Consider the following 24,866-nt stretch of genomic DNA (forward strand, 5'->3'; position numbering starts at 1 on the left):
CAGGCTACAGCGCAAGCTGTTCACGATTGCCGTTGAGCTGTCGCAAATGGGCCTGCATATGCAGGCACCAGATCTGCGGGTCGCCCGCCAGCTCATAGCCGTGCATCGTCAAGCTGTCGACGATGGATTCCAGCATGGTTTGCGCCGCAAACGGCCCATGAAACGGGCCTTGCGACTTGATGGTGGACGGCTGCTCGCCGGACATGCCGGCGGCAAACAATAACGTCCACATCCCGGCATCCCCCGCGAGAGGGCGAATGGAGCATTCGATACGGGTGACCAGGCCGAAGCACTGGCGAATAAGGCAAAGGTTGCGCGGCATGGCGGCGACCCTCGGTAGATCGGTGTTCAACCTCAGCCCATGGCGAGGCTGTTTCTATCCAGCGACTCCTGTGGATATCCCTGACGCAAAGAATAGAAGAAAAACTCACCAAACCAAGGCGCTAAGGACCAACGGTGGTCCTGCCCACATTCCAGTCAAATTATTGGCGAGACAGCCCACCCCGCGCAGCGGCCCCAAACGACCGCTGCGACGTGTCAGATGATTTGATTGGTCTGGCTTCAGGGCTGCTTCGCAGCCCGGCGCGGAGCAAGCCCGCTCACCACAAAAGAGAACGGGCCGGGCCATTTCAACCGGCGGGCTTGGCCTCGGCGAGCGCCTGCTGCGCCAGTTCTTTCTCCGCCTCCTTCAAGTCTTCCTCGCTGATCATCTCGGCAATCGCGCGCAAGCGTTCTACCACGCGCGCGTTGACGGTGCCTTCGGGGAACTGCCCCTCGGCATCCGGCTCCCCGGCATCCTCGCCCACCAACAGGCTCAGCGCCTCATCCGCCTGCCGCACCGCGTAGATATGGAACTGCCCGGCGCGTACGGCCTGCAGCACCTTCTCATCGAGCATCAGGGTGGCGACGTTGGCCTGGGGAATGATCGCTCCTTGCTCCCCGGTCAGTCCGCGCGCTTCGCAGAGCCGGAAGAAGCCCTCGATCTTCTCGTTGACTCCGCCCACCGCCTGCACTTCACCAAACTGGTTGATCGAGCCGGTAATGGCAAAACACTGCTTGAGCGGGGTTTTCGACAACGCCGAGATCAAGGTGCACGCCTCGCCCAGGGACGCACTGTCACCGTCCACATAACCGTAGGACTGCTCCAGCGCGATACTCGCCGAGATCGCCAGCGGGAATTCCTGGGCGTAACGGCTGCCCAGGTACCCGGTGAGGATCATCACGCCCTTGGAGTGAATCGGCTGGCCGAGATTGACCTCGCGCTCAATGTCGACGATTCCGCTGCCACCGGGGTACACCGTGGCGGAAATCCGCGCCGGCACGCCGAACGCCGAGTCCCCCACCTCCAGCACCGTCAGCCCGTTGCATTTGCCGACGGCCGCACCGGCGGTGTCGATCAGAATCACCCCGGCGAGCATGTCGTCCAGAATCCGTGCCGACACCCGCCCGGTGCGCGTGGCCTTGGCCTTGAGCGCGCGCTCGATGTGGCCGGCGTCGGTCATCTCGTCGCCCGCCAGGTGGCGGATAAAATCCGCCTCACTGACCAACTGGAACAAATCGCCAATGCGCGCCGACAACCGCCCCTGGTGCTCCGCCAGCCGCGCGCTGTAGGTGGCGAGCCGCGCCACCGCGTCCGAGGTGAGCGGCGCCATGCCCTCTTCCGAGGTGCGGGTTTTGAGCAACTGGGCAAACTGCTCCAGGCTCTCGTCCACCATCGGGATGTCTTCGTCGAAGTCCACCAGCACCCGGAACATCTCCTGGAAGTCCGGATCGGCATCCTGCAGCGCGTAATACAGCTGGCGCGAGCCGATGATGATCACCTTGACCTGCAACGGGATCATCTGCGGGTTGAGGGTCACCGTGGCCAGGCGGCCCAGCTCGCCCAAAGGCGATTCCATCTTCAGCTTGCGCGACTGCAGGGAACGCTTGAGGGCGTCCCACACAAACGGTTCGCTGAGCATTTTTTCGGCTTCAAGGATCAGGAAACCGCCATTGGCCCGGTGCAAAGCCCCCGGACGCAACTGACGATAGGTGGTGTAGAGCGCGCCCTGGTCGGTGCTGTATTCAATGCGGCCGAACAGGTTGTCGTAGGTCGGGTGCGGCTCGAACACCACCGGTGCGCCGCCGTTGACCGAATGGCCCACCACCAGGCTCGGGCAGTATTGCTCCTCGAGCAGCTTGCGCGCCTGGGCGTCGGTCTTGGCGTCGTCGACCAATTGCTCGACCACGGTTTTGAGCAGGTACACCTGCATGGCTTGCAGGTAACCACAGACGGCGGCGTTTTCTGCGTACTTCTCCGACAACGGCGCCAGCAAAGGTTGCAGCGCCAGGGTGATGGTTTCTTCGTTGAACTGGCGTAGCTGGTTGTTGGACTCGCGCTTCCACTGCGGCAGGCTGGCCAATTCTTCGTTGAGACGCTCTTCCAGCTCCGAAATGTCCGTGTGAAAGCGCTCGCGATCCACTTCGGGCAACTGCGAAAACTCGGCTTCGTCCAGCGCCTTGCCGTCGAGCATCGGTGTGAAGGCGATGTTGGAACTGTCGCGGTACAACGCCACGTCTTTTTCCAGGGCCAGACGCTCGATCACGTCCAGGGCCTTGTCGTAACGCTGGTTGAAGGCGCGGTCGATGGCGCTTTTACGCTGTTGATACGTCGGGTGCTCGAAGACGGCCGGGAAGGTGGCCACCAGGTTATCGACCAGGCCATTGATATCGGCAATGAACGCCGCCGCTGCGCCGCCGGGCAATTCCAGAGCGCGGGGTTCGCGCGGCTCATCGAAATTATTCACATAGACCCAGTCCGCCGGGGTCTGCAGGCGCTTGCCTTCGGCCTTCAGGTAACGTTTGACGAACGAAAAGCGGCCGGTGCCCGGCTCGCCCATGACAAACACGTTGTAACCGGGGCGTGGCATCGCCACACCGAACTGCAACGCTTCAACTGCGCGTTCCTGGCCAAGCACACCGCGAAAGGGCTCCAATTCATGGGTGGTCGAGAAGCTGAACTGTTCAGCGGAGAAAGGGCGAGTCAGCGCTTCAGGCGCTAGACGCAAGCTGGCAGCAACAGGATCAGGCATCGGACTTCCTTACATCAGGCGGGGCAGATGACGGCATTCTGGCTCCCCCTTGCGCGCTCTGGCAAGGCGCGGCGTTGGGAAAGCGCAGGCACGGGATGCGTCCTACAAAAAAATCGCGACAATGCTGATTGTTTTATAAAAACACACGGAACCCTTGGAACGTGCCTAAACTCCAAACTGCGCGGGTTGGACTAATAACTGGCCCCTAGGGCGCTACGAAGCGCCTGAACCCTTGTCCATTGGTTTGCACACAAAGAGAACAAAGCTATGAAACGGATCCTTCTCGGTACTCTCTTCACCGTCGTCTCCCTCAATGCAATGGCAGAAGCACCAGGTGGCCCGAACTGCGGTTGGGGCAACATGTTGTTCGAAGGCCAGCGCGGTACTCCGGCTCACTTCCTGGCTTCCACCACCAACGGCACTTCGGGCAACGCCACCTTCGGCATGACCTCGGGCACCAACGGTTGCAGCACCAACAGCGCGCTGACCTACGGCGGCAAGTCCTGGATTGCCATGAATGGCATGATGAACGAGCTGTCCGAAGACATGGCCAAGGGCAATGGCGAAGCACTGACCACCTACGCCGTGGTACTGGGCGTGGCTCCGGAAGATCGCGAGCACTTCGCGGCCGTGACTCACGAACACTTCCAGCAAATCTTCAGCAAGGCTGACGTCACCGCTGATGATGTGCACAACAACACCCTGGCTGTACTCAAAGGCGATGCCCGTCTGGCGAAATACGCTACCCAGGCTTAAGCTCGACCTGCCCGCGCCTCCCCAGGCGCGGGTTTTATTTTTTGGGCCCACCTCCCTTTGGGTCTGTCCAATATCCGACTTAAGTTGCCCCTATGCTCAAACGCTTTGCCTGGATGGCACTCTTCGCCTGCGCCCCGCTGTACGCGGCACCGCATCTTGATGATCAACGTTTGCAGCAACTGGCCAATGATCCGTTCTGGCTGTCGTTAGGCCATTACGAAGCCGGCAAGCTAAAAGGCTGGCGCAGTTATGTCAGCGACCAGAAATTCTTCCTCGCAGCCGATGGCGCCCACCACCCGGATGCGGAACTCAAGGCCACCGTTGACGCCCTCTATGCGCCGGCCAGCCTGGGTGAAAAACACGCCCAATGCGTTTACCCCGCACGTACCCGCTGGCTCAAGGATCAGTTGCACCTGACCGACCTGCCGGCCGTGGACTGCACCGAATTCAAACAATGGTTCAAGGACGTCGCCCCCCACAGCGCGGTGATGATTTTTCCGGCGGCCTACCTCAATAGCCCGTCGTCGATGTTCGGCCACACCCTGCTGCGTATCGACCAGGCTGACGTGCAGAGCAACAACACGGCGCTGCTCAGCTATGCGATCAACTTCGGCGCCTACATCGAAGGCTCGGACAACAGCATCCTGTATGCCTGGAAAGGCCTGATGGGCGGCTACCCCGGCCTGTTCGCGCTGGTGCCGTACCAGGAAAAACTTTCCGAATACCGCAGCCTGGAAAACCGCGACCTGTGGGAATACCGCCTCAACCTCACCCAGGTCGAGACCGAGCGCATGGTCGAGCACGTGTGGGAGCTCAAGCAGATCAAGTTCGACTATTTCTTCTTTGACGAAAACTGCTCCTATCGCCTGCTCGAACTGCTGCAAGTGGCGCGCCCCGGCCTGCGCCTGACCGAACAGTTTCCCCTCACCGCCATTCCCACCGATACGGTCAAGGCTGTGAAAGACGCGGGCCTGGTCGAAAAAATCGACTACCGGCCGTCCCGCGAGCGCGAACTGTTGGAACGCGCCAAGCCGCTGGACAGCGATGAGCAGCAATGGGTGCTCAAGGTCAGCGATGACCAGAAACAATTGCAGGAGCCGGCCTTCAAAGCGTTACCCCGCGACCGTCAGGCACTGATCATCGACGCGGCCTATCGCCTGGGCCGCTACCGCGCCAACGGCCTGGAGCGCGACACTGCCCGCTCCCAGCGCAGTTTCGAACTGCTGCGCGCGATCAATCAGAACCCTGCACCGGACCTGAAGATCACGCCCCCTGGTCTGCCGGAAAACGGCCATGAGTCGCGCACCTGGCAAGCCGGCATCGGCACCCGTGGCGACAAAGCCTTCGGCGAATACGGCCTGCGCATGGCCTACCACGACCTCAACGACAACGCCGAAGGCTTCCCCCTCGGCGCGCAGATCGAAATCCTGCAAATGAAACTGCGCCAGTACGAAGGCAACCACTGGCAACTGCAGCAACTGGACCTGGCCACCATCCGCTCCCTGACCCCGCGCAACGCCCTGCTGCAACCCTGGTCATGGCAAGTCACCGGCGGCCTGGAACGCGTACCGGGCAAACACGACGACGAGACCCTGGTGGCCCACGTCAACGGCGGTGCCGGCGGCACCTGGCAGCTGAACGACGACATGCTCGGTTTCGCCCTCGGCACCGTGCGCGTGGAACACAACAACGACTTCAGCGAAGCCATCTCCCCCGCCGCCGGCTTCAATACCGGCGTGCTGTGGAAAAACCCGCTGGGCAACTTGAGCCTGGAAGCCAAAGGCGACTTCTTCACCAATGGCGAGGTGCGACGCAGCATCAGCCTCAACCAGCAATGGGAACTGTCCCGCAACCTCGGCCTGCGCCTGAGTGCACAGCGCGAGTACAGCCACTTGTCGACACCGGTGAATGAAGTGATGCTTGAGGTGAAGTGGTATCACTATTAGGAGGATCAACAACATGGAAGTGACCTGCACCAGCCTGGACGAGGTTCGACACCACATCGACCGACTCGACCAACACATCGTCGCCTTGCTGGCCGAACGCGGCCAGTATGTGTCCCAGGCGGCACGCTTCAAAAAAGACGCCGACGGCGTCAAGGCCCCCCAGCGGGTTGAACAGGTCATCGCAAAAGTGCGGGACTTGTCGCACGCGCTGGGTGCCAACCCGGACGTCACCGAGCAGGTGTATCGCGCCATGATTGCGGCGTTTATCAGGCAGGAATTGGCTGACCACGCGGCGCTGAACACCTAACCTCTTGCGTCCCGGTCTACACATTTCTCACACCCCTTTCACATCCCCCCAACGAATCCCCTTCTAGACTTCCCCCATCAGCCGTGAAACGGCCAGGGAGCAAGCGATGTGGCGGTATGCAGTGGTGCTGTGTGCGGTGATGTGGCTGGCGGCTTGTCAATCGACTCGCCAGGAGTTGCTGGCCAAAGGGTATCCACCGGCGTTTGCCGATGGCTTTGACGACGGCTGCAGCAGCGGTCGCCAGGCGGCCGGGGTGATCAGCGGGGAGTTTCGCAAGAACGTGCCGCGTTACTTGAAAGACCGCACCTACGCCGAAGGCTGGGAGGATGGTTTCCGCCAGTGCAAGGCCATGCGCGAGAACGAAGAACTACGCGACTACGAGGACAACCACTGGAATGACCGTGAACGCGCCTGGCAGCAGGAGAAAGACCGCGATGCCGCACGGGCCTATCGCTCGCCCTAGGTCGTTTTCAGACATCCATCGAAACTAAAGCGCGGCGACCATGGCCCAAGCTCCATAGAGGGAGAACACCATGAGCCGAGCTTTTGTGAATGAAGACAGCGCCGCCGCCCAGGCCGATCAGCCGGTGGAGCGCCAGGTCAGCGAGCAACCCAATCGCCTGACGGCGCTGGGTTTGGCGCAGTTGCAGGCCAAGGTTGCGCAACTGCAGTCCGAATACAGCACCGAGTCCGCCAGGGGCGAGCAGGCCGACAAACAGCGCCAGGCCGACCTTGAACGGGACCTGCGCTACTTCAACCAGCGGGTGCAGAGCGCTCAAGTAGTGGCGCCGGCCACCGCCACCGACAAGGTTCAGATCGGCAGTTGGGTGACCTTTGCCAACGAGCAGAATGAACAGCAGCGCATCCAGTTGGTCGGTGAGGACCAGGCGGACGCCGGTGCCGGCCTGATCAACTGGGGCTCGCCCCTCGGGCGCGCCTTGCTGGGCGCCCGGGTGGGTGACGAGGTGCTGTGGAAGCGCCCCGTCGGCGATCAGTTGATCGAGGTGCTGCGCATCGACGCTGACGTCTAGACGATGCCTTGGGCCAGCATCGCGTCGGCAACCTTCACGAAGCCTGCGATGTTTGCGCCCTTCACATAATTGATCCGGCCGTTTTCTTCGCCGTAGTGCACGCAGGCGTGATGGATCGATTGCATGATGTTATGCAGCTTGCTGTCGACCTCCCCGGCCGTCCACAGCAGGCGCATGGCGTTCTGCGACATTTCCAGACCGCTGACGGCCACGCCACCGGCATTGGATGCCTTGCCCGGTGCGAACAAAATGCCCGCCTCGATAAAGATGTCCACCGCTTCCAACGTCGTCGGCATGTTGGCGCCTTCGGCCACGCAGAGGCAGCCATTGCGCAGCAGCGCGCGGGCGGCGTCGGCATCCAGTTCGTTCTGGGTGGCGCAAGGCAGCGCGATATCGCACGCCAACGCCCACGGCGTCTCGCCTTTGCGAAACTCCAGACCAAAGCGCTCAGCCAGTTCGCTGATGCGACCGCGCTGCACGTTTTTCAGCGCCAGCAGGGCCGACCACTGTTCTTCGGTCAAACCACTTTCGGCGTACAGCGTCCCTTCAGAGTCAGACAGGGAAATCACCTTGCCGCCCAGGTCCATCACCTTGCGCGCCGCGTATTGCGCCACGTTGCCGGAGCCGGACACCGCTACACGCTTGCCCTCGACTCGCAGGCCGTTGCGCTTGAGCATTTCTTCAGCAAAGTAAACGCAGCCAAACCCGGTGGCTTCCGGACGGATCAGGCTGCCGCCGTAAGTCATGCCTTTGCCGGTAAGCACCGATGTGAACTGGTTGCTCAGGCGTTTGTACTGACCGAACAGGAAGCCGATCTCACGGGCCCCCACACCGATATCGCCGGCCGGAACGTCCACGTCCGCACCGATGTGGCGGTACAACTCGCTCATGAACGCCTGGCAGAAGCGCATGACTTCGGCATCGCTCTTACCTTTTGGGTCAAAGTCCGAGCCGCCTTTGCCGCCGCCCATGGGCAGCGATGTCAGGGAGTTTTTGAAGGTTTGCTCGAAGGCGAGGAATTTCAACACGCCCAGGTTCACCGACGGGTGAAACCGCAGGCCGCCCTTGTACGGGCCGATGGCGCTGTTCATCTGGATGCGGAAACCGCGATTGACCTGAACCTTGCCATGATCGTCCACCCACGAAACCCGGAAGGTAATCGCGCGTTCAGGCTCGCAGATGCGCTCCAGAATGCCTGACGTCAGGTAATGGGGATTGGCCTCAAGAAACGGCCACAGACTGCGTAGGACTTCTTCTACGGCCTGGTGGAATTCCGGCTGGTCCGGGTCGCGTTTCTTGAGGCGGGCAAGGAAGGATTCGACGGATTCGGTCATGAACAGTCTCGGCAAATTGATTGTTTTTAAGGGAGATTGAGCCGGACTTTATCAATTCATGTCGCACCGCGACAGGGCAAAATGTCGCTTTTGTGAATTTAAAAGGTGCATTTGATATAAATGTATCCACTTTTAAGGCAGCTTACGCACCATTTAAGGGAGAAAGCCTGGCCGTTGCGCACCAATACAATCCCCTATAAATCCCGAGCAAAAAAAAGCGGAGCCCGAAGGCTCCGCTCATTCACGCCGCAGACCTGAATCAGGCCAGCTTTTTGTGACGCACACGGTGCGGCTGGGCAGCAGCTTCGCCCAAGCGTTTCTTACGATCGGCTTCGTACTCGGTGTAGTTACCTTCGAAGAACACCGCTTGGGAGTCATCTTCGTACGCCAGGATGTGGGTCGCGACGCGGTCAAGGAACCACCGATCGTGAGAGATCACAATGGCGGCGCCCGGGAAGTCCAGCAGGGCTTCTTCCAGGGAACGCAGGGTTTCAACGTCGAGGTCGTTGGACGGTTCGTCGAGCAGCAGCACGTTGCCGCCCTCTTTCAGGGTCAGGGCCAGGTGCAAGCGACCGCGCTCACCACCGGACAGGTCCTTGACGAACTTCTGCTGGTCGCCACCCTTGAAGTTGAAGCGTCCCACGTAAGTGCGCGACGGGATTTCATAGTTGCCGATGCGGATCTGGTCGGAGCCGTCGGAAATCTGCTGGAACACGGTCTTGCTGCCGTCGAGGTCGTCGCGGCTCTGGTCCACACAGGCCAGTTGCACGGTTTCGCCGATCTCGATGGTGCCGGAGTCCGGGGTTTCCTTGCCCATCAGCATGCGGAACAGGGTGGATTTACCCGCACCGTTACCACCGATAACGCCGACGATCGCGCCTTTTGGCATGGAGAACGACAGGTTGTCGATCAACACGCGATCGCCATAGCCTTTGCACACGTTCTTGAACTCGATGACCTTGTCACCCAGGCGCGGGCCAGCCGGGATGTAGATCTCGTTGGTTTCGCTGCGCTTCTGGAATTCCTGCGACTGCATCTCTTCGAAGCGTTGCAGACGTGCCTTGGATTTGGACTGGCGGGCCTTGGCGCCTTTGCGCACCCACTCCAGTTCTTCCTTCATGGCTTTTTCGTGAGCCGATTGCTGCTTGGATTCGGCGGCCAGACGGTCGGACTTGGCTTCCAGCCAACCGGAGTAGTTGCCCTCGTAAGGGATACCGGCGCCACGGTCGAGTTCGAGGATCCAGCCGGCAACGTTGTCCAGGAAGTAACGGTCGTGCGTGATCGCGACCACGGTGCCTGGGAAGTCGTGAAGGAAATGTTCCAGCCAGGCGACGGAATCGGCGTCCAAGTGGTTGGTCGGTTCGTCGAGCAGCAGCATGTCGGGAGCCGACAGCAGCAGACGGCAAAGCGCCACACGACGCTTCTCGCCACCGGACAGGTGTTCAATCTTGGCGTCCCAGGCCGGCAGGCGCAGCGCATCGGCGGCCACTTCCAGCTGACGCTCCAGGTTATGACCGTCGCCGGCCTGCAGGATGGCTTCGAGCTTGGCCTGTTCGGCGGCCAGCTTGTCAAAGTCGGCGTCCGGCTCGGCGTAGGCCGCGTAGACCTCGTCCAGGCGCGCCTGGGCGTCCTTGATCACGCTGACGGCCTCTTCGACCACTTCACGCACGGTCTTGGACGGATCCAGTTGCGGCTCTTGCGGCAGGTAACCGATGTTCAGTTCGGGCATCGGGCGGGCTTCGCCTTCGAACTCGGTGTCGACGCCGGCCATGATTTTCAGCAGCGTGGACTTACCCGAACCGTTGAGGCCGAGCACGCCGATCTTGGCGCCAGGAAAGAAAGACAGCGAAATGTTTTTCAGGATTTCCCGCTTCGGCGGAACAACTTTTCCCAGCCGATGCATGGTGAAGACGTATTGAGCCATGGTGAACCTAGCGTCAGTGACTGATGAATTAAGCGGGCGAAGCCCGTGTCAGGCCATGCGCGGCGCGGGCCGTTGATTATCATCAATGCCTGCGGGCGGAAAAAACCTGAATGTCTGGGGCTGGAACGCCCCCGCGTAACCGGCAAAGCTACCTGAATGCGCTTGGTCAGTCCAGCCGAGCGGGACTGGCACTTTGCCACAAGTCAAGGCATGCTAGCCGCCCTTCGGGCGTCCGGCTTATAGTGCACGTCGCGCGCCAGTCCAGCCAAACCGCAGGATCACAGCTTGTCCAAAGTCACGCCGCCAACTCCCTTGCGCGCCGCTCATATAGCGCCGGGAGCGCCCCTGCACGGCACCCTTAAAGGCGCATTGGCGACGCTTGTCCTCATGCTGCTCGCCTTATTGTTCTGGCAACTGCTGGACCAACTGCAGCAAAACCAGAAAAACCAGCAGCAATACACCATCGACTACAGCGCCGATCTGGCGGAACAGATCAGCCTGAACATGGCCCTGAGCGCAAAAATCGCCCTAAACCTGCTACCGATGGTCGAGCCGCCACGCGACAGTGAACAACAACAGGCGCTGATGCGTACCTTGCAACGCTCGCTGCCGGAACTGCGCAGCATTGCCCTGTTGGCGCCCAGCGGCGCGATGATCAGCGACAGCGCCACTGACAGCCGGGACCGCGCCTGGCTCGAAGAATTGGTACAGCGCAGCCACGGCCAGTCCTATTACCTGAGCAACAACGACGACGGCACGATCGTTTATCTGCTGCTGCATCAACCCAGTGGCGGCTCGCGGATGTACTGGGCACTGCGCCTGGCGCCCGACTACCTGGTCAACCTGACTCGCCAGGACAGCCAGGGCCAACGGCCGATGTGGGCCATCGAAAATCGCTTGAACCAACGCGTGGTCAGCCGTGACAGCGGCATGCCGGCGCAATGGGCCGGCACCCTGACCCCGGGCGAGCTGAACAAAAGTGTGCTGGTCACCCCCTTAAGCAAAAGCGATTGGCAACTGCGCGGGCTGTTCGACCGCTCGGCCGTGCTGGAGCAATTATTGCCGGCATTTATCGGCAAGTGCCTGCTGGGCCTGGCATTTTCGTTGGTCCCGGTGATCGTGCTGTTGAACATGCGCCGCCGCCAGCGCCAGGTGCATGAAGGCCGGCGGCGTTACCAGGATATTTTTGAAGGCACCGGCGTCGCTCTGTGCGTGCTGGACCTGTCGGGCGTGAATACGTTCTTTGACAAGGCGCACTTGAAAAGCCGCGAGCAACTGCTCGCCTGGCTGCAAGGCAGTCCCGAAGAATGCCGACGGCTACTCAAGGAACTGCGCGTCACCGAAGTCAACCAGGTGGCGGTGCGCCTGTTGAACGTGGGCTCGTGCGAGGACGCCTGGGAGCGGCTGATCAACGACGGCCCAAGCAACCCCACCTCCATCGGCCACCGGATACTCGAAGCCTTGCTGACCCAACAGCAACAGCTTGAACTGGAGATCCAGCTCAAGGATGTAGCCGGTAACGAACAGTACCTGTGGTTGGTCATGCGTCTGCCCGAGCAGCAGGACGATTTCAAGGCCGTGATCCTCAGCATCAGCGATATCACGAGCCGCAAGCTGATCGAGCTGTCGTTGGTGGAGCGTGAGAGTTTCTGGTCGGACGTTGTGCGCACGGTGCCCGATCACCTGTATGTGCAGGATGTGATCAGCCAGCGCATGATTTTCAGCAACCACCACCTGGGGCATACGCTCGGCTATACCCAGGCCGAACTGCAGCAAATGGGCGAGTACTTCTGGGAAATCCTGCTGCACCCCGAAGACGCTGAGCACTACCACGATTTGCGCCAACAGCAACGCCAGGCTGGCTATTTGACCCAACTGCAATGCCAACTGCGCTTTCGCCATCGCAACAATGAATGGCGCCGCTTCGATATTCGTGAGCAGGCCCTGGCCCGGGACAATACCCACCACGTCACACGCATCATCGGCGTGGCCAAAGACATTACCGACCAGATCGAAGCCAGCGAATCCCTGCGCGACAGCGAAAAACGCTACCGCATGCTGGCCGAAAGCATCAGCGACGTGATCTGCTCCACCGACAGCCAATTGGCCCTGAACTACGTCAGCCCCTCGGTCAACGCGGTGCTGGGCTATGACGTGGACTGGGTGTTCAAGAACGGCTGGCAGTCGATCATCGCCAACCCGCAGCAACTGGCCGGCGTTTATAGCCTGATGGAACAGATCAGCCGCGCGCTGGGCGACATCGAGGCGCTGAACAGGCTGCGCGATGAAGTCCAGACACAGCTGTTTCTATTCGACTGCCTGCGCGCAGACGGTCGCAAAGTGCCGATCGAATTGCGCCTGGTACTGGTCTGGGACGAGCATGGTGCTTTCGAGGGCATCCTGGGTGTCGGCCGTGACATCAGCCAGCAACGCCGCGCCGAGAAAGACCTGCGCATGGCCGCCACGGTATTCGAGCACTCAACCTCGGCGATTCTGATCACCGACCCCGCCGGTTATATCGTGCAGGCCAACGAGGCGTTCAGCCGCGTCAGCGGGTACGAAGTGAGTGACGTACTCGACCAACTGCCGAACATGCTCACGGTCGACGAACAACAGGAAGCCCACCTGCGCTACGTGCTCAAACAACTGCACCAGCACAGTACCTGGGAAGGCGAAGTGTGGCTCAAGCGTCGCAATGGCGAGCATTACCCGGCCTGGGTCGGCATTACTGCGGTGTTCGACGATGAAGGCGACCTGGCCAGCTACGTGTGTTTCTTCAGTGATATCAGCGAGCGCAAGGCCAGTGAGCAGCGCATCCACCGCCTGGCTTACTACGACGCCCTGACCCACCTGCCTAACCGCACACTGTTCCAGGACCGCCTGCACACCGCGCTGCAGTCTGCCGAGCGGCAGAAGTCGTGGGTGGTGCTGATGTTCCTCGATCTCGACCGTTTCAAGCCGATCAACGACTCCCTGGGCCACGCCGCCGGCGACCGTATGCTCAAGGAAATGGCCACTCGCCTGCTCGGCTGCGTGGCCGAAGACGACACCGTGGCGCGCATGGGCGGTGACGAGTTCACCCTGTTGCTGCAGCCGCGGGTCAACCGCGAGCTGGCACTGAACCGGGCGATTCACGTCGCCGAACAGATCCTCGCCAGCCTGGTCAAGCCGTTCGTGCTCGAAGGCCGCGAGTTCTTTGTGACCGCCAGTATCGGCATCGCCCTCAGCCCCCAGGACGGCAACGAGCTGAGCCAACTGATGAAGAACGCCGACACGGCGATGTATCACGCCAAGGAGCGCGGCAAGAACAACTTCCAGTTCTACCAGGCCGACATGAACGCCAGCGCCCTGGAGCGCCTGGAACTGGAAAGCGACCTGCGCCACGCCCTGGACCAAAACGAATTCGTGCTCTATTACCAGCCGCAGTTCAGCGGCGACGGCAAACGCCTGACCGGCGCCGAAGCCCTGCTGCGCTGGCGCCATCCGCGCCGCGGGCTGGTGCCGCCGGGGGATTTCATTCCAGTGCTCGAAGAGTTGGGCCTGGTGGTGGAAGTGGGCGATTGGGTCATCGCCGAAGCCTGCCGTCAGCTCAAGACCTGGCACCAGAACAAGGTGCGCGTGCCAAAAGTCTCGGTGAATATCTCGGCGCGGCAGTTCTCCGATGGCCAGCTGGGCACCCGTATCGCCACCATCCTCAAGGACACTGGCCTGGCGCCGGCATGCCTGGAGCTGGAGCTGACCGAAAGTATCCTGATGCGCGAAGTCAACGAGGCCATGCACATCCTCGACAGCCTGAAAAACCTCGGCCTGAGCATTGCGGTGGACGACTTCGGTACCGGTTACTCATCGCTCAACTACCTCAAGCAGTTCCCGATCGACGTGCTGAAGATCGACCGCACCTTCGTCGACGGCCTGCCGTCCGGCGAGCAGGATGCACAAATCGCCCGCGCCATCATCGCCATGGCCCACAGCCTGAACCTGGCGGTGATCGCCGAAGGCGTGGAAACCCATGAGCAACTGGACTTCCTGCGTGAGCATGGCTGCGATGAGGTGCAAGGGTATCTGTTCGGGCGGCCGATGCCGGCCAATCGCTTCGAAGCGCAGTTCAGCAATGACGCGCTGTTCATGTTCGACTGAAAGACTGGGTGGGGGCTTATGGCCGCCACATCCCCAGATGAGCCCCGCTTGTCCGCGACATGACGTCCTTTCATATGCCATCTAAAACCCATTGGGTTAGAATGCCCTCCTTTTCTGCCCCCGATCCTTGAGGACCGCCATGTTCAGCCGTGATTTGACCATTGCCAAGTACGACGCCGATCTCTTCGCCGCCATGGAGCAAGAAGCCGTGCGCCAGGAAGAGCACATTGAGCTGATCGCTTCGGAAAACTACACCAGCCCCGCGGTCATGGAGGCTCAAGGTTCGGTGCTGACCAACAAGTACGCCGAAGGCTACCCAGGCAAGCGCTACTATGGCGGTTGCGAATACGTCGACGTGGTTGAGCAACTGGCCATCGATCGCGCCAAAGAGCTGTTCGGTGCCGATTACGCCAACGTCCAGCCGCACGCCGGCTCCCAAGCCAACAGCGCCGTCTACCTGGCCCTGCTGCAAGGTGGCGACACCATCCTGGGCATGAGCCTGGCCCACGGCGGTCACTTGACCCACGGCGCCAGCGTCTCCTCCTCTGGCAAGCTGTACAACGCCGTTCAATACGGCATCGACGCCAACGGCCTGATCGATTACGACGAAGTCGAGCGCCTGGCGGTTGAGCACAAGCCAAAAATGATCGTGGCCGGTTTCTCTGCCTACTCGCAGATCCTGGACTTCCCGCGTTTCCGCGCCATCGCCGACAAAGTCGGCGCGTACCTGTTCGTCGACATGGCCCACGTGGCCGGCCTCGTCGCCGCAGGCGTCTACCCGAACCCGGTTCCATTCGCTGACGTGGTTACCACCACTACCCACAAGACCCTGCGCGGTCCACGTGGCGGCCTGATCCTGGCTCGCGCCAACGCCGACATCGAGAAGAAGCTGAACTCCGCCGTATTCCCTGGCGCCCAGGGTGGCCCACTGGAGCACGTGATCGCCGCTAAGGCGATCTGCTTCAAGGAAGCACTGCAGCCTGAGTTCAAGACCTACCAGCAGCAAGTGGTGAAGAACGCCAAGGCCATGGCCGGCGTCTTTATCGAGCGCGGCTTTGATGTAGTGTCCGGCGGTACTGAAAACCACCTGTTCCTGCTGTCGCTGATCAAGCAGGACATTTCCGGTAAAGATGCTGACGCTGCCCTGGGCAAAGCCTTCATCACCGTGAACAAAAACTCCGTGCCGAACGACCCACGTTCGCCGTTCGTCACCTCGGGCCTGCGCTTCGGCACCCCGGCTGTGACCACTCGTGGCTTCAAGGAAGCAGAGTGCAAGGAACTGGCCGGCTGGATCTGCGACATCCTGGCGGACCTGAACAACGAAGCCGTGATCGACGCGGTCCGTGAGAAGGTCAAGGCCATCTGCAAAAAGCTGCCGGTATACGGCGCTTGATTGCAGTTTCGTGAATAAGAAGCCCGGCTTTTGAGCCGGGCTTTTTATTTCAGTTTGAAATGCAATTCACGGTTGGTAGACCTTGGCAAACCCTTCCCGAATCTTGTCTTCCGGCAATTCATCGGCAATAAACACCATCACACTTTCCCGCGTTTCGCCTTCGGCCCATTCGGTATCCCAGTCGAAGCCATAAAGCTTCAACACCCCCTGGAACACCATGCGTCGATCCTCCCCGGCAATATTCAGCACGCCCTTGTAGCGCAGCAGTTGCTTGCCGTGGTCTTCCAACAGCTCGTTCATGAAGGCGCTGAGACGGTCGATATCCAGCGGCTGGTCGGTGCGCAGCACCACGCTGGAGATACGGTCGATGGACGGCGCCTTGCTCACCGGGCGCAGGCTCATGCCGGCGTTGAGGTTGAAGCCCCGCACATCGAGCAACTCGGCAAGGTCAATGTTGCCGTGGTCCACCACACGGATCGGCGCGCGACGGTTGATACGCGTCAGACGTTCGCTGAGTGCATCGAAGGTCGCGTCGTCCACCAGATCACGTTTGCTCACCAGCAGGCGGTCGGCGAAGCCGATTTGGGCCTGGGCAATGGTCTGGGTCAGATGATGCTCGGCGTGGGCCGCGTCCACCAAAGTAATAATGCCGTCGAGGATATACCGCTCGCGCAGCTCTTCATCGATGAAAAAGGTCTGGGCTACCGGGGCCGGATCGGCGAGGCCGGTGCATTCGATCACCAGGCGGTCGAACGCGATCTCTGCGCTGTCCAGGCGCTCAAGCAACAGATAAAGGGCCTTGGTCAGGTCGGTGTGGATGGTGCAGCACACGCAGCCGTTGGACAGGGTCATGACTTGCACCGGCTCTTCGCCCAGCAGTTGGGTGTCGATACCGGCGTCACTGAATTCGTTTTCGATCACGGCGATTTTCAGGCCGTGCTCGGCTTTAAGCAGGTGACGCAGCAACGTGGTTTTGCCGGCGCCGAGGAAACCGCTGAGGACGGTGACGGGAATGGGAGAGGACACAGCATTCTCCTTGAAGGAACGCAGAAACGAATGTGGGAGGGGGTAAGCCCCCTCCCACAGTTAGATCACCGCCAGCCCGAACAATCGGGTCAACAGCACTTGGGCCCACCCTTGCCGCCGTAACGGGCTTCCTGGCGCTCCCGGAAGAACGCCTTGTAGTCCATCATCGGCTTGTCCGGGTGCTTGGTTTGCATATGCTCGACGTACGTGTCGTAGTCGGGCATGCCGACCATCAGGCGCGCGGCCTGACCGAGGTATTTACCGAGGCGACTGATGTCATTGAACATGGCTGCAATCCTCGATCAAGCGTCCGGTACGGCCTGGAACGGGGCTTCTTTATCCGTGCGTTCTTTGTTGCCCCAGGCGGCGACACCGACCTTGAGCGCATAGAACAGGATGCTGAATACCACGAACAGGAACAGCGCCGTCAGCGTTGCGTTGGTGTAGGCGTTGTAGATCACGTGCTGCATCTGGTCGATGCTCTTGGCCGGCGCCAGGATCTGGCCGTTGGCCAGGGCATCGCTGTACTTCTTGGCCAGCGACAGGAAGCCGATCGCCGGGTTGGCGTCGAACAGCTTGATGAAGCCCGCCGTGGTGGTGCAGATCAGCAGCCAGACCGCCGGCAGCATGGTCACCCAGATGTAGCGTTGGCGTTTCATTTTGATCAGCACGACCGTCGCCAGCATCAGCGCGATACCCGCCAGCATCTGGTTGGAGATACCGAACAACGGCCACAAGGTGTTGATGCCGCCCAGCGGGTCGATCACGCCTTGGTACAGCAGGTAACCCCACATGGCCACACAACCGGCGGTGGCGATCAGGTTGGCGGTCCAGGATTCGGTGCGTTTGAGCGCCGGCACGAAGGACCCCAGCAGGTCTTGCAGCATGAAGCGACCGGCGCGGGTGCCGGCGTCGACAGCGGTCAGGATAAACAGCGCTTCGAACAGGATCGCAAAGTGGTACCAGAACGCCATGGTGTTTTCACCCGGCAGCACACTGTGCAGGATCTGCGCGATACCGACCGCCAGGGTCGGTGCACCGCCGGCACGGGCCAGGATGGTGGTTTCACCGATGTCGTGGGCCACGGCCGACAACGCTTCAGGGGTAATTGCAAAGCCCCAGCTGCTGACGGTCTGCGCCACGGTGACCACGTCGCTGCCGACAATCGCCGCCGGGCTGTTCATGGCGAAGTACACGCCAGGCTCGATCACCGAAGCGGCGACCATCGCCATGATGGCCACGAACGACTCCATCAGCATGCCGCCGTAACCGATGTAACGGGCGTGGCTTTCGTTGGCCAGCAACTTGGGCGTGGTGCCCGAGGAGATCAGCGCATGGAAGCCCGACACCGCGCCGCACGCGATGGTGATGAACAGGAACGGGAACAGGCCGCCCTTCCACACCGGGCCGGTGCCGTCGATGAACTGGGTCAGCGCCGGCATTTTCAGGTCTGGCATGGTGACCAGGATGCCGATTGCCAGGGCGATGATGGTGCCGATTTTGAGGAAGGTCGACAGGTAGTCACGCGGTGCCAGGATCAGCCACACCGGCAACACCGCCGCCACGAAACCGTAGCCGATCAGCATCCAGGTAATTTGAATGCCGGTGAAGGTAAAGGCCTTGGCCCAGACCGGGTCAGCAGCGATCTGCCCGCCCAGCCAGATCGAGCCCAGCAGCAAGGCCACGCCGATGATCGAGATTTCGCCAATGCGGCCCGGGCGGATGTAGCGCATGTAGATGCCCATGAACATCGCGATCGGGATGGTCGCCATCACCGTGAAGATGCCCCATGGGCTCTCGGCCAGGGCCTTGACCACGATCAGCGCCAGCACCGCGAGGATGATGATCATGATCAGGAAGCAGCCGAACAGCGCGATGGTCCCCGGAATGCGGCCCATCTCTTCACGCACCATGTCCCCCAGGGAACGGCCGTTACGACGGGTGGACAGGAACAGGATCATGAAGTCCTGCACCGCACCGGCAAGCACCACGCCAGCAATCAGCCAGAGTGTGCCGGGCAGGTAGCCCATTTGCGCCGCCAGTACCGGACCGACCAGCGGGCCTGCACCGGCAATCGCCGCAAAGTGGTGACCGAAAAGGATGTGTTTGTTGGTCGGCACATAGTCCAGACCGTCATTGTTGACGACTGCGGGGGTGGCCCGCCGTGGATCGAGTTGCATCACGTTATTCGCGATGAACAGGCTGTAGTAGCGATAAGCGACCAGGTAAATGGCCACCGCAGCGACCACAATCCACAAGGCGTTGATCGCCTCGCCGCGGCGCAAGGCCACTACGCCAAGGGCGCACGCTCCTACGATTGCCAGCACCAGCCAGGGTAGGTGGCGTAGCAGGCTATTATTATTTTTCATTTTTATATTCCAGCCAGGGTGGACAGAAAGGACAGCCACCCGGAGTTTAGCGCTGTTGGCCTTAAAGACCACCCCCCTACGTTGGTCTAGAGCCTTGCAACGGCAAAAAAAGCAGAAAAAAAGGCCCAGTGATGGCGCAGGGCTACACTGCTTCTATTCACAGAGGGTTTCACCATGACCGACCACCCGTCCGACCGCCGCTGTTTCCGCCGCATTGCCCTGGATGCCACCACCGAACTTCGGCAAAACGGCCACGAATGGCCGGTGCAATTGGTGGATTTGTCGCTCAAGGGCCTGGCAGTCAAACGGCCCGAGCCCTGGAAAGGCAATAAAGCATTGCCATTCGAGGTCGACATCCGCCTGGACCCAAAGGCGCACATAAAGATGCAGGTCAAGCTGACCCACGATGACCACGGCCAATTAGGCTTTGTATGCAAGGAAATCGACCTGGACTCGATCAGTCACCTGCGGCGGCTGATCGAGCTGAACCTCGGTGATCAGGAAGAACTCGAGCGGGAACTCGGTGCGCTGCTGGACGTGTGAGCGTTCAGGGAAACTCGGTGCGCGCCGGGAATTCGTTTTCCATGTCCCAAAAGCCTTTTTTCTGGCGCGAGGCGCCCTGCCACTGCCCATCGACAAACCGATAAGTCTCGTAGCGGATAGCAAAATCATCCTCGCCGTCACCGTCCATGAAGCACGATACCTGCAACAGCTCATCCACCCCGCCAGCGTCTGGTGTGGCAACGGTCCAGTCGGCCTTGCCGGTGTGCGCCAGGGTCAGCGGCTCGAGTTTGCCGTCGGCGCGGGTGTAACTCAACGGCGTGAGCTGCTGCCTGGCCGGTTGTAACAGTTGCGTGGCGGGCCCGCTGTAGCTGCCCATCGGCGCAGTCTGGTCGATGCTCAAAAAATATACCGGCGCGGGTAGCCCCTTGAGCCCCGATTTGCTGAGCTTGGCCAGGGGATAACCGAGGGCTTGCCGGGCAACCACCTCGCCCGAGGCCGACAGCAAACGCACCTGGGCGTTGAGCAGCGGGTTTTCGATGAAGTCCGTAGGGTCGTCGAACGAATCCTCATCCAACCCACTGCCCCAACTGTCCTCGTGCAACTGGGCGCTGATGCGCTGGTCTTCAAGCACCTGCAACACGCTGCCATCGTCGGTGACCAGCTTTTGCGCCAAGCGGTAACCGGCAGGCAGCCCAGCCGATGCCACGGCGGGAAATCCGACAAAGGCGACAAACAGGGCGACCAGCCCCCAGACATTCATTCGTTGCATAGCGCCCATCCCTGAAAAATTATTCAAACAGCGCATCCAGCGCCTGTTCAAGGCGCGTTACCGCAATAATCTGCAAGCCCGGCGGCGACTCTTTCGGCGCATTGCCCTTGGGCACGATCGCGCGCTTGAAGCCATGCTTGGCCGCCTCCTTAAGGCGCTCCTGGCCGCTGGGCACCGGGCGCACCTCGCCGGACAGGCCCACCTCGCCAAACACCAGCAGGTCGTGGGGCAACGGCCGATTGCGCAGGCTGGACATCACCGCAGCCATCAACGCCAGGTCTGATGCGGTTTCCAGCACTTTGACCCCGCCCACCACGTTAAGGAACACGTCTTGGTCATGGGTGGGGATGCCACCGTGACGGTGCAGCACCGCCAGCAACATCGCCAGGCGGTTCTGATCCAGGCCGAGGGTCACCCGACGCGGGTTGGCCAGGTGGCTATCGTCCACCAGTGCCTGCACCTCGACCAGCATTGGCCGGGTGCCTTCCCACGTCGCCATCACCACACTGCCTGGGACTTCTTCCTGGGCGCGGGTCAGAAAGATCGCCGAGGGGTTGGAGACTTCCTTCAGCCCGCGGTCGGTCATGGCGAACACGCCCAATTCGTTCACGGCGCCGAAACGGTTCTTCACCGCCCGCAGCAACCGCAGGCGGCCGTCGGATTCGCCCTCGAAGTACAAAACGGTGTCGACCATATGCTCCAACACCCGCGGCCCCGCCAGCGCGCCCTCTTTGGTCACGTGGCCGACCAGGAAAATCGCCGTGCCGCTCTGCTTGGCGTAGCGCACCAGCAGCGCCGCACTCTCGCGGACCTGAGACACGCCCCCCGGCGCCGATTGCAGTTGTTCGGTGAAAATCGTCTGGATCGAGTCGATCACCATGACCTTGGGCTTTTCGATACGGGCCGTGGCGATGATGCTTTCGATGCAGGTTTCGGTCATGACCCGCAATTGATCCTGGGGCAAGCCCAGGCGACGGGCGCGCATGGCCACCTGCTGCTGGGATTCTTCCCCCGTGACGTACAGCGCCGGCATGCGGCTGGCGATGCTGCACAGGGTTTGCAGCAGGATGGTCGATTTGCCAATACCCGGGTCGCCGCCGATCAGCACCACCGAGCCGTCCACCAGGCCGCCGCCGAGTACCCGGTCCAATTCTCCGGAGGCGGTGGAGAAACGCGGGACCTCCTCGACACTGACTTCGGCCAGGGTCTTGATCTGTGCCTGCTGCCCGGTCCAGCCGGCGCGACCGGTGGGGGCTGCCGCGCCGCCGCTCTCGATCATGGTTTCGGTCAGCGTGTTCCACGCCCCGCATTCGCCGCACTGGCCGGCCCACTTGGGAAAGGTCGCGCCGCACTCGGTGCAGCCGTACATGCGCTTGGCCTTTGCCATTTGAGAACCTCCAACCGAAAAACCGCGATGATAGCTCAGCGCGGCGCCGGGGTCCGGATTTCACCGCTGGCCAGGCGTGAAGCACTGTTGCCGATCGGGTCTTCGGCGTTCAGGTCGGCGCCCTTGGCTTTCAAGGCGTCAAGCAACTCGATGCGCTTGAACAGCCCGGCGTACATGGCGGCCGTCTGTCCGGCACCGTTGCGCTGGTCGGGGTTACAGTCGGTGGCCAGCAGGCGCTGGGCGATTTTCAGCTCGCCCTTGAAGATCGCGCCCATCAGCGCTGTGTTACCGCGTTTGTCCTGTACACAGGCGTCGGCCCCTGCGCTGAGCAGGCGCTCCACGAACGGCCCCTGGCCGTGGTAAGCGGCAAGGATCAATGCGGTGTAGCCCTTGTCGTCCTGGGTATTGAGGCTGTAACCGGACTCGATAAAGGTATTGAGCATGTCGAGGTCGCCACGGCGGGCGGCATCGAAGTAATAGTCCTGCAACTGCGCCTTGAGTGCCGCTGGCTCCGCGGCCTCGGCGTGGGCGACAAAGGCCAGCATGGCCATCAGCCAACCGATGAAAATTCGCATAGGGGTCTCCTGTCAGAGGTCGACGCCCCACAGAGCGTCGACCGGGACCAACGGTTCAGTCCGTCAGTTTTTCCGCCAGCGCCTTCACGCGCGCCAGATCACCCTTGGCAACCTTGGCCACGCCGGTGCCGTACTCCGGATCGGCTTTGTAGAGGAACGACAGGATGATGTGCTTGCTCTCGTCATCCGTGGTGGCCAGGGAGCCGCCAAAGTTTTCGATCAGGTCCTGGCGTTCCTTGGGGCTGTAGGAACGGTACAGATCACCGGCCTGCTTGAAGTTCTGCTCACGCTGGATCTTCGCCTGCTGGGTACTGCCCACCAGCGCCGACTGGCTGTAGCGCGCGGTTTGCGGCTCTTCGCGCGGCATCAGCCGGCTTGGCTGGTAGTTCACACCGGTGCTGGTTTTACCGCTGTTCATCGCGCCATCCTGGTTACCGTTATTGACGATGACTCGCGGGGCGTTGATCGGCAATTGCAGCGCATTGGCGCCCAGGCGGTACATCTGGGTATCGGCGTAGGAGAACACACGGCCTTGCAGCAGACGGTCTTCCGACGGTTCGATGCCCGGCACCAGGTTGGCCGGGGCCATCGCTACTTGCTCGGTTTCCTGGAAGACATTCGCCGGGTTGCGGTTGAGCACCATCTGCCCGACTTTGCGCTCGGGTACGTTTGGCCAGATCTTGGTCGCGTCCAATGGGTCGAAATCAAACTTGGCCAGGTCTTCCGGCTTGAGCACCTGTACATACAAGTCCCACTTGGGGAAGTCGCCCTTGTTGATATGGGTGACCAAGTCGTTGGTCATGTGGCTGTAGTCACGCCCCTGCACTTGGGTGACTTGCTTGGGGTCGAGGTTTTTGATGCCTTGCAGACTCTTCCAATGGAACTTGACGTAGTGCACTTCGCCCTTGGCGTTAATCAACTTGTAGGCATGTACGCCGTTGCCGTCCATTTCCCGGTAACTGGCCGGGGTACCGGCGTCGGAGTACAACTCGGTGAGCGTACGCGTGGACTCGGGAACATGGGAGAAGAAGTCAAACCGACGCGAGTCGTCATCCAGGTTAGTGCGTGGGTCCGGCTTGAAGGCGTGGACCATGTCCGGGAACTTGATGGCGTCACGAATGAAGAATGTCGGGAAGTTATTCCCGACCAAGTCCCAGTTGCCATCAGCGGTGTAGAACTTGGTGGCGAAGCCCCGCGGGTCGCGCAGTGTTTCCGGGGAATGGTTGCCGTGGACCACGGCCGAGAAGCGCACGAAGACCGGCGTGGTTTCACCCGCGGCAAACACTTTGGCCTTGGTCAGGTCGCTGAGGTTATCGGTGACCGTGAAGGTACCGTGGGCGCCGGTGCCACGGGCGTGTACCACGCGCTCCGGGATGCGTTCGCGGTCAAAGCGTTGCAGTTTCTGGATCAACTGCACGTCTTGCAGCAACACCGGGCCGTTGGCGCCGGCGGTCTGCGAGTTCTGGTTGTCACCTACCGCAGCGCCGTTATCGCGAGTCAGGTTGGCGGCCTGCACCGAAACGGACAGGAGGCTGGCCGTCGCCATGACCAGCGCATATCGCGCCAGCACCGGGCGGCCGTTCATTGGAGTCTTCATCAAGGTGTCCTCTGGTTTTTTTAGTGCACATTCAGTTGTGCTTGCCAGAGGCTAGTGACCCACGGGTCAGAAGATAAATAGAAAAAGCCCACCGGGGCGATTAGGAAATTGATGTGGTAAACCACTGAAATGGCGCGTATTTCGCGCGCGATTGGTGGCACTTTGCAAACTATTTGCGTTTTAATGTGTCGATTAAAACTAACAGTGTTAATGGTTGTGTCCGGCAGGCCCGCTATGACTGACTTACACTGAGTCCCACCCTTCTCATCTGTAACAAGGAATAACCTATGAGCGTGATCAGTGAGTTCAAGGCCTTCGCGGTCAAAGGTAATGTGGTCGATATGGCCGTCGGTATCATCATCGGCGCAGCCTTCGGCAAGATTGTTTCCTCGTTCGTAGGCGACGTGGTGATGCCGCCCATTGGGCTGTTGATCGGTGGGGTCGACTTCGCTGACCTGGCCATAACGCTCAAGGCGGCGCAAGGCGATGTGCCTGCCGTGGTCTTGGCCTACGGCAAGTTCATCCAGAGCGTGATTGATTTTGTGATCGTCGCATTTGCGATCTTCATGGGTGTGAAGGCCATCAACCGTCTCAAGCGCCAAGAAGCCGCGGCCCCAAGCCTGCCGCCAACGCCGAGCAAGGAAGAAGTGTTACTGGGCGAGATCCGCGATCTGCTCAAGGCACAGAACGACAAACCGCTCTAAGCGGAATCGGTTTGAAAAGAAGGCGCCTGTGGTTGA

Annotated in this window: 20 protein-coding genes; 9 read left to right on the forward strand and 11 right to left on the reverse strand. The window is 60.9% G+C overall.

Translation table 11 applies throughout. The annotated features are described in order from the left end of the window. Nucleotides 1-4: 4 nt before the first annotated feature. Together PSH59_RS22125 and PSH59_RS22130 are read right to left on the reverse strand one after the other, a co-directional pair. Nucleotides 5-322 (reverse strand): hypothetical protein, encoded by a 318-nt coding sequence (locus tag PSH59_RS22125; protein ID WP_248078356.1) that lies wholly within the window; start codon nt 320-322, stop codon nt 5-7. 307 nt (nt 323-629) lie between these two features. Continuing rightward, nucleotides 630-3,071 carry a Lon protease family protein gene (locus tag PSH59_RS22130; protein ID WP_248078358.1) on the reverse strand — a complete coding sequence of 814 codons (2,442 nt, stop codon included), beginning with the start codon at nt 3,069-3,071 and terminating at the stop codon, nt 630-632. A 267-nt stretch (nt 3,072-3,338) separates the two neighbouring features. Here PSH59_RS22130 and PSH59_RS22135 point away from each other — a divergent pair, with 267 nt between their 5' ends. From PSH59_RS22135 to PSH59_RS22155, 5 genes are all read left to right on the forward strand, one after another. Then, nucleotides 3,339-3,827 carry a DUF3015 domain-containing protein gene (locus PSH59_RS22135; RefSeq protein WP_248078360.1) on the forward strand — a complete coding sequence of 163 codons (489 nt, stop codon included), beginning with the start codon at nt 3,339-3,341 and terminating at the stop codon, nt 3,825-3,827. A 92-nt stretch (nt 3,828-3,919) separates the two neighbouring features. Further along, entirely contained in the window at nt 3,920-5,773 is a 1,854-nt protein-coding gene (locus PSH59_RS22140) for a DUF4105 domain-containing protein (protein WP_305393666.1), read from the forward strand. Nucleotides 5,774-5,786: 13 nt separating this feature from the next. Continuing rightward, nucleotides 5,787-6,080: a chorismate mutase gene (locus PSH59_RS22145; protein WP_305393667.1), complete on the forward strand. Its 294-nt coding sequence runs from the start codon at nt 5,787-5,789 to the stop codon at nt 6,078-6,080. A 106-nt stretch (nt 6,081-6,186) separates the two neighbouring features. Continuing rightward, complete coding sequence (locus PSH59_RS22150) at nt 6,187-6,543, forward strand: hypothetical protein (protein WP_305393668.1); 357 nt, start codon at nt 6,187-6,189, stop codon at nt 6,541-6,543. 70 nt (nt 6,544-6,613) lie between these two features. Beyond that, complete coding sequence (locus tag PSH59_RS22155) at nt 6,614-7,111, forward strand: GreA/GreB family elongation factor (RefSeq protein ID WP_305393669.1); 498 nt, start codon at nt 6,614-6,616, stop codon at nt 7,109-7,111. Here PSH59_RS22155 and gdhA read toward each other — a convergent pair. Then, on the reverse strand, nt 7,108-8,445 hold the full coding sequence (gene gdhA / locus PSH59_RS22160) for an NADP-specific glutamate dehydrogenase (protein ID WP_305393670.1): 1,338 nt from the start codon (nt 8,443-8,445) through the stop codon (nt 7,108-7,110). The genes PSH59_RS22155 and gdhA overlap by 4 nt on opposite strands. 259 nt (nt 8,446-8,704) lie before the next feature. Beyond that, a complete protein-coding gene (ettA, locus tag PSH59_RS22165; protein ID WP_248078373.1) occupies nt 8,705-10,369 on the reverse strand; it encodes an energy-dependent translational throttle protein EttA in 1,665 nt (554 codons plus the stop codon). A 285-nt stretch (nt 10,370-10,654) separates the two neighbouring features. Here ettA and PSH59_RS22170 point away from each other — a divergent pair, with 285 nt between their 5' ends. Together PSH59_RS22170 and glyA are read left to right on the forward strand one after the other, a co-directional pair. Next, the gene (locus PSH59_RS22170) at nt 10,655-14,506 is read left to right on the forward strand and encodes a bifunctional diguanylate cyclase/phosphodiesterase (protein ID WP_305393671.1); all 3,852 of its coding nucleotides are present in this window, start codon (nt 10,655-10,657) and stop codon (nt 14,504-14,506) included. Nucleotides 14,507-14,645: 139 nt separating this feature from the next. After that, nucleotides 14,646-15,899, forward strand: a complete 1,254-nt coding sequence (glyA, locus tag PSH59_RS22175; protein ID WP_248078377.1) for a serine hydroxymethyltransferase — start codon at nt 14,646-14,648, stop codon at nt 15,897-15,899. A 66-nt stretch (nt 15,900-15,965) separates the two neighbouring features. On the opposite strand, the gene yjiA is transcribed toward glyA, so the two are convergent. From yjiA to PSH59_RS22190, 3 genes are all read right to left on the reverse strand, one after another. After that, complete coding sequence (gene yjiA / locus PSH59_RS22180; RefSeq protein WP_305393672.1) at nt 15,966-16,925, reverse strand: GTPase; 960 nt, start codon at nt 16,923-16,925, stop codon at nt 15,966-15,968. An 89-nt stretch (nt 16,926-17,014) separates the two neighbouring features. Then, nucleotides 17,015-17,212, reverse strand: a complete 198-nt coding sequence (locus PSH59_RS22185; protein ID WP_003176208.1) for a YbdD/YjiX family protein — start codon at nt 17,210-17,212, stop codon at nt 17,015-17,017. Nucleotides 17,213-17,227: 15 nt separating this feature from the next. Beyond that, on the reverse strand, nt 17,228-19,294 hold the full coding sequence (locus tag PSH59_RS22190) for a carbon starvation CstA family protein (RefSeq protein ID WP_305393673.1): 2,067 nt from the start codon (nt 19,292-19,294) through the stop codon (nt 17,228-17,230). A gap of 174 nt (nt 19,295-19,468) precedes the next feature. Here PSH59_RS22190 and PSH59_RS22195 point away from each other — a divergent pair, with 174 nt between their 5' ends. Further along, entirely contained in the window at nt 19,469-19,837 is a 369-nt protein-coding gene (locus PSH59_RS22195) for a PilZ domain-containing protein (protein WP_248078383.1), read from the forward strand. A 4-nt stretch (nt 19,838-19,841) separates the two neighbouring features. Here PSH59_RS22195 and PSH59_RS22200 read toward each other — a convergent pair whose 3' ends face one another. The 4 genes from PSH59_RS22200 to katB are packed head-to-tail and all read right to left on the reverse strand — an operon-like array spanning nt 19,842 to nt 24,126. Continuing rightward, a complete protein-coding gene (locus PSH59_RS22200; protein WP_305393674.1) occupies nt 19,842-20,567 on the reverse strand; it encodes a hypothetical protein in 726 nt (241 codons plus the stop codon). 19 nt (nt 20,568-20,586) lie between these two features. Further along, nucleotides 20,587-21,954 carry a DNA repair protein RadA gene (radA, locus tag PSH59_RS22205; protein WP_305393675.1) on the reverse strand — a complete coding sequence of 456 codons (1,368 nt, stop codon included), beginning with the start codon at nt 21,952-21,954 and terminating at the stop codon, nt 20,587-20,589. A gap of 35 nt (nt 21,955-21,989) precedes the next feature. Then, entirely contained in the window at nt 21,990-22,529 is a 540-nt protein-coding gene (locus PSH59_RS22210; RefSeq protein WP_305393676.1) for an ankyrin repeat domain-containing protein, read from the reverse strand. 55 nt (nt 22,530-22,584) lie between these two features. Beyond that, nucleotides 22,585-24,126 (reverse strand): catalase KatB, encoded by a 1,542-nt coding sequence (gene katB, locus PSH59_RS22215; RefSeq protein ID WP_305393677.1) that lies wholly within the window; start codon nt 24,124-24,126, stop codon nt 22,585-22,587. Between the two features lie 287 nt (nt 24,127-24,413). Between katB and mscL the strand changes: the two genes are divergently transcribed. After that, a complete protein-coding gene (mscL, locus tag PSH59_RS22220) occupies nt 24,414-24,830 on the forward strand; it encodes a large-conductance mechanosensitive channel protein MscL (RefSeq protein ID WP_305393678.1) in 417 nt (138 codons plus the stop codon). Nucleotides 24,831-24,866 lie beyond the last annotated feature (36 nt).

This window comes from Pseudomonas sp. FP2309 (assembly GCF_030687575.1).
In the GTDB taxonomy this organism is placed as follows: domain Bacteria; phylum Pseudomonadota; class Gammaproteobacteria; order Pseudomonadales; family Pseudomonadaceae; genus Aquipseudomonas.

Bases quoted from the DNA above. Each gene is read 5' to 3' on its own strand.
- PSH59_RS22125 (WP_248078356.1), bottom strand. From the start codon at position 322: ATGCCGCGCAACCTTTGCCTTATTCGCCAGTGCTTCGGCCTGGTCACC.
- PSH59_RS22130 (WP_248078358.1), bottom strand. From the start codon at position 3,071: ATGCCTGATCCTGTTGCTGCCAGCTTGCGTCTAGCGCCTGAAGCGCTG.
- PSH59_RS22135 (WP_248078360.1), top strand. From the start codon at position 3,339: ATGAAACGGATCCTTCTCGGTACTCTCTTCACCGTCGTCTCCCTCAAT.
- PSH59_RS22140 (WP_305393666.1), top strand. From the start codon at position 3,920: ATGCTCAAACGCTTTGCCTGGATGGCACTCTTCGCCTGCGCCCCGCTG.
- PSH59_RS22145 (WP_305393667.1), top strand. From the start codon at position 5,787: ATGGAAGTGACCTGCACCAGCCTGGACGAGGTTCGACACCACATCGAC.
- PSH59_RS22150 (WP_305393668.1), top strand. From the start codon at position 6,187: ATGTGGCGGTATGCAGTGGTGCTGTGTGCGGTGATGTGGCTGGCGGCT.
- PSH59_RS22155 (WP_305393669.1), top strand. From the start codon at position 6,614: ATGAGCCGAGCTTTTGTGAATGAAGACAGCGCCGCCGCCCAGGCCGAT.
- gdhA (WP_305393670.1), bottom strand. From the start codon at position 8,445: ATGACCGAATCCGTCGAATCCTTCCTTGCCCGCCTCAAGAAACGCGAC.
- ettA (WP_248078373.1), bottom strand. From the start codon at position 10,369: ATGGCTCAATACGTCTTCACCATGCATCGGCTGGGAAAAGTTGTTCCG.
- glyA (WP_248078377.1), top strand. From the start codon at position 14,646: ATGTTCAGCCGTGATTTGACCATTGCCAAGTACGACGCCGATCTCTTC.
- PSH59_RS22185 (WP_003176208.1), bottom strand. From the start codon at position 17,212: ATGTTCAATGACATCAGTCGCCTCGGTAAATACCTCGGTCAGGCCGCG.
- PSH59_RS22190 (WP_305393673.1), bottom strand. From the start codon at position 19,294: ATGAAAAATAATAATAGCCTGCTACGCCACCTACCCTGGCTGGTGCTG.
- PSH59_RS22195 (WP_248078383.1), top strand. From the start codon at position 19,469: ATGACCGACCACCCGTCCGACCGCCGCTGTTTCCGCCGCATTGCCCTG.
- PSH59_RS22200 (WP_305393674.1), bottom strand. From the start codon at position 20,567: ATGCAACGAATGAATGTCTGGGGGCTGGTCGCCCTGTTTGTCGCCTTT.
- radA (WP_305393675.1), bottom strand. From the start codon at position 21,954: ATGGCAAAGGCCAAGCGCATGTACGGCTGCACCGAGTGCGGCGCGACC.
- PSH59_RS22210 (WP_305393676.1), bottom strand. From the start codon at position 22,529: ATGCGAATTTTCATCGGTTGGCTGATGGCCATGCTGGCCTTTGTCGCC.
- katB (WP_305393677.1), bottom strand. From the start codon at position 24,126: ATGAAGACTCCAATGAACGGCCGCCCGGTGCTGGCGCGATATGCGCTG.
- mscL (WP_305393678.1), top strand. From the start codon at position 24,414: ATGAGCGTGATCAGTGAGTTCAAGGCCTTCGCGGTCAAAGGTAATGTG.